The 12,040-nt window shown below is 70.4% G+C and carries 11 protein-coding genes; 6 read left to right on the top strand and 5 right to left on the bottom strand.

Translation table 11 applies throughout. The features are described from left to right. The first annotated feature begins 112 nt into the window (after positions 1-112). The 4 genes from BM43_RS09215 to BM43_RS09200 are packed head-to-tail and all read left to right on the top strand — an operon-like array spanning position 113 to position 3,732. A complete protein-coding gene (locus BM43_RS09215; RefSeq protein ID WP_036055782.1) occupies positions 113-1,297 on the top strand; it encodes an arabinose transporter in 1,185 nt (394 codons plus the stop codon). 19 nt (positions 1,298-1,316) lie between these two features. Then, on the top strand, positions 1,317-2,087 hold the full coding sequence (locus BM43_RS09210; RefSeq protein ID WP_036055783.1) for a siderophore-interacting protein: 771 nt from the start codon (positions 1,317-1,319) through the stop codon (positions 2,085-2,087). Positions 2,088-2,137: 50 nt separating this feature from the next. Beyond that, positions 2,138-3,103 (top strand): LysR family transcriptional regulator, encoded by a 966-nt coding sequence (locus BM43_RS09205; RefSeq protein WP_052710565.1) that lies wholly within the window; start codon positions 2,138-2,140, stop codon positions 3,101-3,103. After that, positions 3,100-3,732 carry a TetR/AcrR family transcriptional regulator gene (locus BM43_RS09200; protein WP_036055784.1) on the top strand — a complete coding sequence of 211 codons (633 nt, stop codon included), beginning with the start codon at positions 3,100-3,102 and terminating at the stop codon, positions 3,730-3,732. Before BM43_RS09205 ends, BM43_RS09200 begins: the two co-directional genes overlap by 4 nt. A 22-nt stretch (positions 3,733-3,754) precedes the next feature. On the opposite strand, the gene BM43_RS09195 is transcribed toward BM43_RS09200, so the two are convergent. From BM43_RS09195 to kce, 3 genes are all read right to left on the bottom strand, one after another. Then, positions 3,755-4,546 (bottom strand): SDR family oxidoreductase, encoded by a 792-nt coding sequence (locus BM43_RS09195; protein WP_036055785.1) that lies wholly within the window; start codon positions 4,544-4,546, stop codon positions 3,755-3,757. 136 nt (positions 4,547-4,682) lie between these two features. Continuing rightward, entirely contained in the window at positions 4,683-6,050 is a 1,368-nt protein-coding gene (locus BM43_RS09190; protein ID WP_042286112.1) for an MFS transporter, read from the bottom strand. 56 nt (positions 6,051-6,106) lie between these two features. Next, positions 6,107-7,042, bottom strand: a complete 936-nt coding sequence (kce, locus tag BM43_RS09185) for a 3,5-dioxohexanoate:acetyl-CoA acetone transferase (protein ID WP_036055786.1) — start codon at positions 7,040-7,042, stop codon at positions 6,107-6,109. Between the two features lie 367 nt (positions 7,043-7,409). Here kce and BM43_RS09180 point away from each other — a divergent pair, with 367 nt between their 5' ends. Further along, positions 7,410-8,438, top strand: a complete 1,029-nt coding sequence (locus BM43_RS09180; protein ID WP_036055787.1) for an AraC family transcriptional regulator — start codon at positions 7,410-7,412, stop codon at positions 8,436-8,438. 14 nt (positions 8,439-8,452) lie between these two features. On the opposite strand, the gene ptrR is transcribed toward BM43_RS09180, so the two are convergent. After that, on the bottom strand, positions 8,453-9,319 hold the full coding sequence (gene ptrR, locus BM43_RS09175; protein ID WP_013690812.1) for a putrescine utilization regulator PtrR: 867 nt from the start codon (positions 9,317-9,319) through the stop codon (positions 8,453-8,455). Between the two features lie 103 nt (positions 9,320-9,422). On the opposite strand from ptrR, the gene BM43_RS09170 reads away from it, so the two are divergent. Next, positions 9,423-10,811: an aldehyde dehydrogenase family protein gene (locus BM43_RS09170; protein WP_036055788.1), complete on the top strand. Its 1,389-nt coding sequence runs from the start codon at positions 9,423-9,425 to the stop codon at positions 10,809-10,811. 138 nt (positions 10,812-10,949) lie between these two features. On the opposite strand, the gene BM43_RS09165 is transcribed toward BM43_RS09170, so the two are convergent. Then, positions 10,950-11,948: an SMP-30/gluconolactonase/LRE family protein gene (locus tag BM43_RS09165; RefSeq protein ID WP_088555538.1), complete on the bottom strand. Its 999-nt coding sequence runs from the start codon at positions 11,946-11,948 to the stop codon at positions 10,950-10,952. Positions 11,949-12,040 lie beyond the last annotated feature (92 nt).

Here is a 12,040-nt window from a genome sequence, read left to right as displayed (position 1 = left end):
CGTCCCTGCCAACTGCTCGCGCGGGTGTTCCGCGCCGGCACGGCGAGATTCGATTCATGGCGCGCGCCTCTCATGCGCGCCATCCGCATTCATTTCCTTCGCAGAACTCATCATGTCGACATATTCGCAAGCCGATGCATCGCGAGCGCGGCTCTACCTGCTCGCCGCGGTCCTGTTCGTTTCCTATCTCTGCGTGGCGATCCCGCTGCCGGTCATCCCCGTGTTCGTGACGCACCAGCTCGGTCTGGACAACGTCTGGGCCGGCCTGGGCGTGGGCGTCGCGTTCTTCACCACGATCTTCACGCGCGGCTACGCCGGCAAGCTGGCGGACCGGCACGGCGCGAAGACGGCCGTGGCGCGCGGCATGCTGCTGTACGCCGCGGGCGCGGCGGTGTCGCTGCTCGCCGGCCTGTCGAGCGGCGCGCCGGCCGCGCTGGCGACGCTGATCGCCGGGCGCCTGCTGCTGGGCGTCGGCGAGAGCCTGGTCGGCGTCGGCATCATCACTTGGGGCGTGGGCCTGATGGGCCCGGCGCGCTCCGGCCAGGTGCTGGCCGTGGTCGGCGCGGCTTTCTACGGCGCGTTCGTGGTGGGCGGCCCGCTCGGCCTGCTGCTGTTCGATCGCGTCGGCTTCGCCGGCACCATGGCGATCAGCGCCGTGCTGCCCCTGCTCGGGCTCGCGGCGATCGCCGGCATGGCGGGCGTCGCGCCGCATCCGCATGCCGAGCGCCCGAGCTTCCTGAGCGTGGTCGGCCAGGTCTGGCTGCATGGGCTGGTGGTCTGCCTGCAGGGGATCGGCTTCGCCGCGATCGGCGCCTTCTTCGCGCTCGACTTCCTGCAGCAGGGCTGGCATTACGCCGGCCTGGGCCTGAGCGCCTTCGGCGCGGGCTTCGTGCTGGTGCGCATGAGCTTCGGCCATCTGCCCGACCGCATCGGCGGCCTGCCGGTGGCGATCGGCTCGCTGGCGGTGGAGACGGTCGGCCAGTTCCTGATCTGGGGCGCGCACGACCCGGCCCTGGCGCTGGCGGGCGCCTTCCTCACCGGGCTCGGCTGCTCGATGGTGTTTCCGGCGATGGGCCGCGAGGTGGTGCACCTGGTGGCGCCGCACCTGCGCGGCACCGCGATGGGCGCCTTCGCCGCGTTCCAGGATCTCGCCTACGGCCTGACCGGGCCGGTGGCGGGCCTGCTCGCCGATCGCGCCGGCTACGGCCACGTGTTCCTCACCGGCGGCCTGGCGGCCCTGGCCGGGCTGCTGATCGCGCTGTACCTGCGCCGCGCGCGCGTGGCCGTGGCGCAATGAACCGCCCAAGGAGAACGCGATGAATTTTTCCTGGTTGCATGGCGGCGCGCAGGCGCCGCGGATCGAGCGGATCCGTCACGACGTGAAGATCCGCACGCTGCGCGTGACGCAGGTCGAGCGCCTGACGCCGCACATGGCGCGTGTGACCTTTACCGGCGAGGAACTGGCGGATTTCCGCAGCCTCGCCCCCGACGATCGCGTCAAGCTGTCCTTCACCAGCGCCGCCGGCCTCGAATCGCGGCGTGACTACACCGTGCGTCGCGTCGACGTCGACGCGCGCCTGCTGGTGATCGACTTCGCCCTGCACGACGCCGGCCCCGCCTCGAACTGGGCACGTGCCGCGCGGCCCGGCGACACGCTCAGCATCGGCGGCCCCAAGGGTTCGGCGGTGATCTCGCCGGAGGTGCGTCGCTGGCTGCTGATCGGCGATGAGACGGCGCTGCCGGCGATCGGCCGCCGCATCGAGGAGGCGAGCGCCGGCACGCGCATCACCAGCCTGGTCAGCGTGGCCGGCGCCGCCGAGCGGCAGCACTTCGAGAGCGCCGCGCGGCTCGATGCGCGCTGGGCCTACCGGCCGCTGTCCGAGGCAGATCGGCCCGATGCGCTGCTGGCCGCGGCGCGGGAGATCGAGGTCGAGGCCGATACCTTCCTGTGGGTGGCCGCCGAGGCGACCGTGGCGCGTGCCTTGCGCCGTCATTTCGTCGATGATCGCGGCCATCCCGCCAAGTGGTTCAAGTTCTCGGGATACTGGGTGGCGGGGCAGGCCGACGCGCACGAGCGCATCGACTGAAACGGGCGGCCGTCGCGACATGGCCGCCACGCTTGCATGAGGACATGAGCATGAGAATCGTCAACGACCGCGTCGAGGAGATGCGGATCTTCGTGAAGATCGTCGAGCTGCTGAGCTTCACTCGGGCCGCCGAGGCCATGCAGCTGACCACGCCGACCGTGTCCAGGGTGATGCGGCGCCTGGAGGAGCGCACCCGGCTGCGGCTGCTGAGCCGCTCGACGCGCAGCGTCGGCCCGACGCCGGAAGGTTATGCCTATTACGAGGGCTGCGTGGCCTTGCTGAGCCAGCTCGATCGGCTCGATCGCAGCACCGAGCTGGCGGCCGGCGTGCCGGAAGGGCGCGTGAGGGTGGCGCTGCCCGCGCCGTTCGCGCAGCATCTGCTGATCCCCGCCTTGCCGCTGCTGTTCGAGGCCTATCCCGCGCTCGACGTCGAGATCGTGACGGCCGACGGCGAGCTCAACCTGGTGGAGGCCGGGGTGGATTGCGCGCTGCGCGTCGGCGCGATCCGCGAGACCAGCCTGGTGGCGCGCCCGGTGGGCCACGCGGCGGAGATCTTCTGCGCCGCGCCGGCCTATCTGCGCCGGCACGCGGAGCCGCGCGAGCTGACTCAGTTGCGTGCGCATCCAATCGTCGGCAATGGCGTGCACGCGCCGGGCGAATGGGACGAGGGCGAGAAGATCGTGGTGCGGGGCGCGTTGCGGCAACGCGCCAGCGCGGCCGATGCGAATGCCTACCTGGCCTGCGCGGTCGCCGGGCTGGGTATCGCGTTCGGCTATCGCCTGGCGTTCCAGCCCTGCCTCGACGCCGGCACCCTGCGCGAGATCCTTCCCGCGCATCGGCCGCCGCCGAAGCCGGTGCACATCGTCTACTACCCGAGCCAGCGCATGCCCAACCGCGTGCGCGTGTTCGTCGACTGGTTCCGCGAGGTGCTGATCGAGGCGCTCGACCAGGGCGTGCCGGCCCAGGCGCTGTCGCATGTCGACCCGCGAACCGGCCTGGCCGCCGCCACCTCATGAGCACGCGTCGCACGCCCCGTCTTGCGGTGCGCAAGCAGCCGCAACAGGCACGCTCGACGGAACTCGTCGCGGCCATCCTCGAGGCGGCCACCCAGGTGCTGGCCAGGGAAGGCGCGGCGCGCTTCACCACCGCGCGCGTGGCCGAGAAGGCCGGGGTCAGCGTGGGCTCGGTCTACCAGTATTTCCCGAACAAGGCGGCGATCCTGTTTCGCCTGCAATCCGACGAATGGCGCCGCACCACCGCGATGCTGCGCGCGATCCTCGAGGACCGCCGCGATCCGCCGCCCGAGCGCCTGCACAAGATGGTGCACGCCTTCATCCTCTCGGAATGCGAGGAAGCCGACATGCGGGTGGCGCTCAACGACGCCGCGCCGCTGTATCGCGACGCGCCGGAAGCGCGCGAGGTCCGGGCCTCGAGCGCCGGCACCCTGGATCGCTTCATGCTGGAGGTGCTGCCCGGCGCGTCGCCGGCCACGCTGCAACTGGCCGGGGAGATGATCGGCGCCACCTTGCGGCTGGTCGGCAAGCAGTTTTCCGAGCGCCCGCGCACGCCGGCCGAGATCGAGGCCTATGCCAGGGCCATGTCCGATATGTTCTGCGCCTACCTGCGGGAACTGGCGAGCCGCTGAACGGGCATGCCGCGCGGCGGCTTCAGAGATATTCGAGGTTGCCGTCCACGCCGATGGCTTGCCCCGAGACGTTGCGCCCGGCCGGCGAGGCGAGGAACAGCGCCATCGCGGCGATATCCGCCATGCTCACCATGCGGTGCAGCGAGATCTTCCCCAGGTATTGCTCCTTCATCGCCTCGAAGCTGGTGCCGGTGGATTGGGCGCGCGCGGCGATCACGCGATCCATCCGCTCGCCCTCGACCACCCCGGGCAGGATCGCATTGACGCGGATGTCGCTCGGCCCCAGTTCCACCGCCAGCGACTTCATCAACCCGACGATGGCCCATTTGCTGGCCGCGTAGGGCGTGCGAAACGCGTAGCCGAGGCGGCCCGCCACCGAGGACATGGCGATGATGCCGCCGCCGTCCGGATTCGCCTTCAGCAGCGGCACGGCGCGGCGCAGGAAGGTGTACTGGCTGTTGAGGTTGGTGGCGATGGTGCGCTCCCAGTCCTCGGGGGCGATGGTCTCGATCCCGCCGGTCGGCCCCGCGATGCCCGCGTTGTTGACCAGCAGGTCGAGGCCGCCGAAGTGCCGTGCCACCTCGTCGAACAGCCGGTCGACCTGGACGCGGTCGCCGACGTCGGCCAGCGTGGCGTGCAGCCCGGGGTGGCGCGCCCTGGCCTGTTCGATCGCGGCGGGATCGACGTCGCAGATGCAGACCCGCGCGTCCACCTGGAGGAAGGCCTCGGCGATCGCCGCGCCGATGCCCGAGGCCGCGCCGGAGACGACCACGCGCAGGCCGGGGCGGGGTTTGAGAAGCTCGAAGGTGTTCATGACTGCCTTGCCCGTGTGGGCGATAGGGGGTGGTCCGTCGCGCATTCCGGCCGGCGAGCGGCCGGCGGCTGCGCGACGGGAGAAGCGAGGTCGAGAATCGACGCGATGCAGGCTGCCGGCATGGCCGGCGCGCGCTTCATCGCCCCGGGTATTGCGGCTGCTCGTCGTCGAGCGCAAGGCCGCTGCCCGCCGCCCGCGGTCGCGATTCGGCATCGATCGCGCGGGCCAGCAGCGGCACCAGGCACAGGCCGACCGCCGAGGCCGCGATCACGACCTTGAAGCCGGCATCGCTGCGGCCCGTGACGCTCTCCGCCAGCCCGAACAGATAGGGGCCCACGAAGCCGCCCAGCAGCCCGACGGTATTGATGAAGGCCAGCCCGGCGGCGGCCTGGATGCCCTGCAGGCGCTTCATGGCCACCGCCCAGTAGGACGGCAGGATGCCGCCGGCGAAGAAGCCGGTGACGCCGAGCAGGAGCACCTGCAGCGCCTGGCTGCGGATGGCGACGAAGGCGAGGGCGCTCGCCAGCACGCCGGCGGTCAGCGCGCCGAGGAAGCCGCAGTCGTTGCGCACGCGACGATGCAGGCGCGGCAGCCACAGCACGCCGATCAGGAAGCCGATCCCCACGCTGCTGGACAGCAGCCCCACCAGCAGCGGCGAGCTCACGTGCATTTGCGCCACGATCGAGGGGATGAAGAAATACAGGCCGACGAAGGCCACCTGGTTCATGAAGTAGATCAGGGCGATCAGCACCGTGGTGGGGCGCTTGAGCGCGGCGATCCAGTGCGCCGAGCCGAACGCGCCCTGGCCGTGCACCTCGGCCACCGCGTGCCGTTCGAGCGAGCGCGCCTGGTCCGGCGTCAGCCAGCCGACCTCGGCGGGCCGATCCGGCAGCTTGAAGTACAGCAGGATGCCGACCAGCACGGTGGGCAGGCCTTCGAGCAGGAACAGCCACTGCCAGCCGCGCAGCCCGGCGGTGCCGTCGAGTTGCATCAGCGCCGCGCCGAGCGGGCTGCCGATGATCAGCGCGATCGAGGGCGCGGTGTAGATCCAGCCGACCGCCACCGCCCGGTCTCGCGGCGCGAACCAGAGCGTCACCATGTACATCAGCGCCGGGAACAGCCCCGCCTCGGCGATGCCGAGCAGCACGCGCAGCAGGTAGAACGAGGCGTCGCCGCGCACCAGCATCATGGCGGTGGACAGCAGGCCCCAGCTCACCGCGATGCGCGAGATCCAGCGGCGCGGCCCGTAGCGATGCGCGGCCAGGTTGCTGGGCACCTCCAGCAGCGCGTAGCCGATGAAGAAGATGCCGGCGCCCAGCCCGTAGGTGGCCGCGCCGATGCCGAGGTCGGCGGCCAGCGCCGTCTTGGCCAGCGCGACATTGGTGCGATCGATGAAGGACAGGAAGTAGATCAGGCCCATCAGCGGCAGCAGGCGCGTCATGGCCTTGCGGGTCGCGAGCCGGTGGGTGTCGCCCAGGTCGGCGGCGGGCGTGGCGGCAGTCATGGCGGGTGTCTCCGGAATGTGTTTATGGTTCGTGTCCGATGGCCTTGCGGCAGGACCTACAGCGTGACCCGCTCGCGTCCCTTGAGCCCGAGCAGCTCACGCGCCTGCGCGGGCGTGGCGATCTCGAACGACAGCTCCTCGAGGATGCGGCGGATCTTGCGCACCTGCTCGGCGTTCGAGCGGGCCTTCACGCCGCGCGACAGGTACACGCTGTCCTCCAGCCCGACCCGCACGTTGCCGCCCAGGATCGCGCCCATCGTGACCAGCGACATTTGGTGACGGCCCGCGCCCAGTACCGAGAAGGCGTAGTTCTCGCGGCCGAACAGCCGGTCGGCGGTGGCGCGCATCACGGCCAGGTTCTCGGGATCCGGCCCGGCCCCGCCCAGGATGCCGAGCACCGACTGGATGAAGAAGGGCGGCTTCACCAGTCCCGCGTCGACGAAGTAGGCCAGGTTGTGGAGATGGCCGAGGTCGTAGCACTCGAACTCGAAGCGCGTGCCGTAGTCGCGGAACTCGGTGAGGATGTTGCGGATATCGCGGAAGGTGTTCCGGAAGATCATGTCCTCCATGCCCTCCAGGTAATCCTTCTCCCAGTCGAAGCGCCATTCCTGCATGCGGGCGGCCACCGGATGCAGCGAGAAGTTCATCGAGCCGAGGTTGAGCGAGCACATCTCGGGCTTGGCCAGGCGCGCGTAGGCCAGCCGCTCGTCCAGGCTCATCCGGGTGCTGCCTCCGGTGGAGATGTTGATCACGGCATCGGTGGCGGCGGCGATCGCCGGCACGAACTGGCGGAACACCTCGGGCGCGGGCGTGGGCCGGCCGTCCTCGGGGTCGCGCGCATGCAGGTGCAGGATCGCGGCGCCCGCCTCGGCGGCTTCCAGCGCCTGCGAGCGGATCTGGTCGGGCGTGATCGGCAGGTAAGGCGACATCGACGGCACGTGGGCGGAGCCGGTCACGGCGCAGGTGATGATGACGGGATGGGCCTGGCTCATGGAGGATTTCCTTGCCGGAAGCGCCGGCAACGCGGGGCGCAGGCCGTTCATGAGGAGGCCTGAGCGTGGATGGAAGGGAAGCTGCCGGCTATGTACGGATCGAGCCGCGCCGGATATGCCCGCGCGCGGGTTGCGATCGCGACGCGGGCGAATTCCGCTCAGCGGGGCGGGCCCGGCGGGGGCGTGGCGCGTCGGCCGTGCGACGCGGCGGCGAGGATGCTGCGCATGTTCGTCTCCTGGATCCGGGCGCGCGCCGGGAGCGCCGCGCCCTCGATTCTTGTTGCCACCATATTAGTGAGATACGATCGCGGCGGTAAGGTCATTTTCGGACAGTTGCATGTCCTCGCAGGACATCCCCGGGAGGCGAATGGCGGCGCGGTACCCCCTGCTCAACGAGCGCATCTATGCACCCTACAAGATCGCGGCCCTGGTCGAGGTGCTGGCCGAGCAGGGCATCGCGCCGCTCGACAGCCTGCGCGGCAGCGGCCTGTCGGTGGACCAGCTCGACGATGCCGCGGTGCTGACCTCGGTGCGCCAGTACGCTGTCGTGTGCCGCAACGCGATCGAGCTGTCGTCCGATCCGGCCACGCCGTTCCGGACCGGCTCGCGCCTGCACCTGGCCGCCTACGGCATGTATGGTTATGCGCTGATGTCCTGCCTGTCGCTGCGCGACTACTTCCGGCTCGGCGTGAAATACCATCGCCTGGCCACGCCGACCCTGACGATCGAATGGCGGGAATTCCCCGATCGCGCGGTATGGACCTTTCCCGACGCGTTCGGCCCGAACCTCCCCCACGAGCTTCAACAATTCCTGCTCGAGCAGCAGTACACCCAGCACGTCACCCATCTGCAGGACGTGGCCGGCCGCGCCTGCCCGCCGCTGCGCGCGCGCTTCTCCTATGCCGCGCCGGCGCATGCCGCGCTCTATGCCGAGTACCTCGGTTGCCCCTGCGATTTCGATGCCAAGCAGTGCGAACTGATCTACGACAGCGCGATCCTCGAGCTGCGCCCGCACCTGGCGCATCGGCACTCGGCGGCCTTGCTGCAGGACACCTGCGATCGGCTGATCGGGCAGGCCAAGACCTCGTCCGGCGCCTCGGGCGAGGTGTACCAGCTGCTGATGCGCAGCCCCGGCGAATTCCCGGGCATGGAGGCCGTGGCCGCCACCCTGGGCATGACCAGCCGGACCTTGCGACGCCGGCTCGAATCGGAAGGCACCTCGTTCGTGGCGATCGTCGACGACGTGCGTTGCTCGCTGGCGATCGAATATCTGCGCACCACCCGCATGAGCACCGAGGACGTGGCGATGCTGGTGGGCTTTACCGACGTCGCCAATTTCCGGCGCGCGCTGAAGCGCTGGACCGGCAAGGGCGCCGCCGAGATCCGCGAGGAATAGCCGCGCCGGCCGCCTCAGGCCGAAGCGCTCGCCTTCACCAACTGTGTGAAGGCCTCCAGCGCCTTGGAGATGGTCTCCTTGCGCCACACCAGCCAGGTGCGCAGCAGGCCGAACTCCTTGCCCATCGGCCAGGCGCGCACCGTCTGCGAGCCCGGCATGCTCTCCAGCATGCTCAGCGGCATGATCGCCAGGCCGCCGCCCGCGCTCACGCAGGCCAGCATGCCGTGATACGACTCCAGCTCGCGGATCTCGCCATGCACCGCGCCGTCGTTGGCGAGCCAGCGCTCCAGGTGGCGGCGATACGAGCAGTTCTTGCGGAACACGTAGAGCGCATCGCCGTCGGCGTCGCGGCCCCGGCGGATCGGCGCGTGATTGCTCGGCGCCACCACCACCATCTGCTCGTCGAACACCGGGAAGCCGGTCAGCTCGGGGTGGTCGAGCGGGCCGTCGACGAAGGCCGCGATCAGGTCGCCGCCGAGCAGCGCGTCGATGATCTGCCCCGAGGGCCCGGTGGCGAGTTCCAGCGCCACCTGCGGGAAGCGCTGGTTGTAGGCGGCCAGGATGCCGGGGATGCGCACCGCGGCCGTGCTTTCCAGGGCGCCCAGCGCGAAGCGGCCGGCCGGCTGCTGGCCGGCCGTGACGGCGCGCGCCTCGCTCACCAGGCCCAGGATCCGGCTCGCGTAGTCGAGGAACACGCGCCCCGGCTGGGATAGCTGCAGCCGGTTGCGCTCGCGCGTGAACAGGTCGACGCCGAGCTCCTCCTCCAGTTGCTTGATGCGCGTGGTCAGGTTGGACGGCACCCGGTGCACGGCCTGCGCGGCTGCCGCGATGCTGCCGTGGCGCGCCACCGCCTGAAACATTTCCAGTTGGATGAGATCCATGTCGACATTCTCGAAACGTGAATAAGTTGCTCAAAACTATTCAGTTTTTCTGAGCGTGTGCGGAGCTTACTATGAGCGCCATCCCAAGCCAATGGAGTTCAGCATGAGCAGCGCAGATCCTCAGGTATTCCGTTCCATCAGCCCGCTCGACGGCCGCCGGCTCGCCGAATTCCCGGCCCAGGGGCCGGCCGAGCTCGAACAGGCCCTGCAGCGCACCTCGGCCGCCTTCCGCGACTGGAAGCGGCGCCCGATGGCCGAGCGCTGCGCGGCGCTGCGCCGGCTCGGCCAGGTGCTCAGGGCCGACGCGCAGCGCATCGCCGAGACCATCACGCTGGAGATGGGCAAGCCGATCAAGCAGGCCCTGGCCGAGGTGGAGAAGTCGGCCGGCGTCTGCGACTGGTACGCCGAGCACGCGGCGGCCCTGCTGGCTCCGGAACCCACCCAGGTGGAGGGCCAGAAGGCGCGCATCGAATATCGCCCGCTCGGGCCGGTGCTGGCGGTGATGCCCTGGAATTTCCCGATCTGGCAGGTGGTGCGCGGCGCGGTGCCGGCCCTGGCCGCCGGCAATACCTATGTGCTCAAGCACGCGCCCAACGTGCTGGGCTCGGCCCGGCTGCTGGCCGAGGCCTTCGAGCGGGCCGATTTCCCGGCCGGCGTGTTCGAGCTGGTCGACCTGGGCAACGATCTGGTGTCGGCGGCGATCGCCGATCCGCGCATCGCCGCGGTGACGGTGACGGGCAGCGTGCGCGCCGGCGCCGCGATCGGCGCGCAGGCGGGCGCCGCGCTCAAGAAGTGCGTGCTCGAGCTGGGCGGCTCCGATGCCTTCATCGTGCTGGCCGACGCGGACCTGGATCTCGCCGTGGCGGCCGCGGTGGCCGGGCGCTTCCAGAATTCGGGCCAGGTGTGCGCGGCGGCCAAGCGCTTCATCGTCGAGGCGCCGGTGCTGGCGCAGTTCACCGAGCGCTTCGTGGCGGCCGTCAAGGCGCTGCGCATGGGCGACCCGCGGGTGGCGGACAACTACATCGGCCCGATGGCCCGCTACGACCTGCGCGACGAACTGCATCGCCAGGTCGAGCGCAGCCTGGCCGAGGGCGCCACGCTGCTGGTGGGCGGCCACAAGGTGGAGGGCGAGGGCAACTACTACCAGCCCACCGTGCTGGCCGACGTCAAGCCGGGCATGACCGCCTTCCGCGAGGAGCTGTTCGGGCCGGTGGCCGCGATCATCCCCGCCGACAGCGCCGCGCACGCGGTGCAACTGGCCAACGACAGCGACTTCGGCCTGTGCGCCTCGGTGTTCACGCGCGATGCCGCGCTGGCCGAGTCGATCGCGGCGGAGCTTGAGGTGGGCGGCGTGTTCATCAACGGCTACAGCGCCAGCGACGTGCGGGTGGGCTTCGGCGGCGTGAAGAAGAGCGGCTTCGGACGCGAGCTCTCGCACTTCGGCCTGCGCGAGTTCTGCAACGCGCAGACGGTATGGGCGGATCGTCGCTGAACCGCTGAACCGCTGAACCGCTGAACCGCTGAACCGCTGAACCGCTGAACCGCTGAACCGCCGGCCGGGCCTCGCGCCCGGCCCGGCTCGCCGCCGCCGACAACCGTCTCGGCGGCGGCGTCGTTTCGCCGTTGCCGCCTACCAGTGGATCATCGGCCGGCCAGCCACCGGCGAGCGGAAGCTGGCGAGCGTGGTGCCCTTCAGGCTGCCGAGGTAGACCGTCTTCAGGTCCGGGCCGCCGAAGGTCACGCTGGTCAGCCAGGGCGCGATGCTGCCGCCCGTCTCGGCCATGATCGACATCGGCACGATCTCGCCGCTCGCGAAGGCCGCGTCGAAGCGCGCGGTGGCGGCCGCGTCGCCGTCGTCCAGCAGGGTGTGCAGGTCGCCCTCGGGGTCGATCGCGACGATGCGATCGGCGAAGATCATCGCGCACCACAGGTTGCCGTAGGCGTCGAAGGCGAAACCATCGATCAGGCCCGGCCCGAGCCGGCTCGGGCCATAGGTCTCGCGCGGGCCCAGCGCGCCGTCGTCGAGCACGCGAAAGCGGCTGACGCGGTTCGCGGTGGTTTCCGCCACGTACAGGAAGCGTTCGTCGGGGTCGAGCCGGATCTCGTTGGTGAAGGCCAGGCCATCCGCCACGATGCGTGCGCCGCGCGGGTCGATCAGCACGATGTAGCCATCGGCCAGGTTGTTGCGCACCGCGTTCGGCCAGGGATCGACACGCGTGGAGATGGTCACCCACAGCCGGTCCCGGCTGTCGCGCAGCACGAAGTTGACCTTGCCGGGCGGCTTGCCGTCCAGGCCGTCGAACAGCACCCGCAGCTCGCCCGAGTGCGTGAGCCGCTCGACGCGGTCGGTGCCGATGTTGGCGATCAGGATGTTGCCCTCGGCGTCGAGCGCCAGGCCGTTGGGCAAGGAGCCGCTGGTGAGGCCGTCCGAGGCGGCGGTCGCGGCGGCGCCCTTAGGTAGGATCAGCGTCTGTTCCCCGGTGGGGGCGATGCGCTGCACGCCGCCGCGCGCGTCGGCCACCAGCAGCGAGCCGTCGCGCTGCGCGAGGATGCATTCGGGGCGCTGCAGGTCGTGGCCGACATGGCGGATCGAGGCCGGGTCTACGCTGAAGCCTTGGATGGGATTCACGGGGGCATCTCCATGTTGTGCTTTCGTGATTGCGTCGCGGCCGGATGCGCTCGGGCTGCCGTCATCCAGGCCGCGTTCGAGTATGCACGCAA

The sequence above is a fragment of the Burkholderia gladioli genome (assembly GCF_000959725.1).
Classification (GTDB): domain Bacteria; phylum Pseudomonadota; class Gammaproteobacteria; order Burkholderiales; family Burkholderiaceae; genus Burkholderia; species Burkholderia gladioli.
Note: the sequence above shows the minus strand (reverse complement) of the source record. Positions and strands in the feature narration are given on the sequence as shown.

Excerpts from the sequence above, each read along its gene's own strand:
- ptrR (WP_013690812.1), bottom strand. The coding sequence starts at position 9,319 with ATGGATCTCATCCAACTGGAAATGTTTCAGGCGGTGGCGCGCCACGGC.
- BM43_RS09195 (WP_036055785.1), bottom strand. The coding sequence starts at position 4,546 with ATGAACACCTTCGAGCTTCTCAAACCCCGCCCCGGCCTGCGCGTGGTC.
- kce (WP_036055786.1), bottom strand. The coding sequence starts at position 7,042 with ATGAGCCAGGCCCATCCCGTCATCATCACCTGCGCCGTGACCGGCTCC.
- BM43_RS09200 (WP_036055784.1), top strand. The coding sequence starts at position 3,100 with ATGAGCACGCGTCGCACGCCCCGTCTTGCGGTGCGCAAGCAGCCGCAA.
- BM43_RS09170 (WP_036055788.1), top strand. The coding sequence starts at position 9,423 with ATGAGCAGCGCAGATCCTCAGGTATTCCGTTCCATCAGCCCGCTCGAC.
- BM43_RS09210 (WP_036055783.1), top strand. The coding sequence starts at position 1,317 with ATGAATTTTTCCTGGTTGCATGGCGGCGCGCAGGCGCCGCGGATCGAG.
- BM43_RS09180 (WP_036055787.1), top strand. The coding sequence starts at position 7,410 with ATGGCGGCGCGGTACCCCCTGCTCAACGAGCGCATCTATGCACCCTAC.
- BM43_RS09190 (WP_042286112.1), bottom strand. The coding sequence starts at position 6,050 with ATGACTGCCGCCACGCCCGCCGCCGACCTGGGCGACACCCACCGGCTC.
- BM43_RS09205 (WP_052710565.1), top strand. The coding sequence starts at position 2,138 with ATGAGAATCGTCAACGACCGCGTCGAGGAGATGCGGATCTTCGTGAAG.
- BM43_RS09215 (WP_036055782.1), top strand. The coding sequence starts at position 113 with ATGTCGACATATTCGCAAGCCGATGCATCGCGAGCGCGGCTCTACCTG.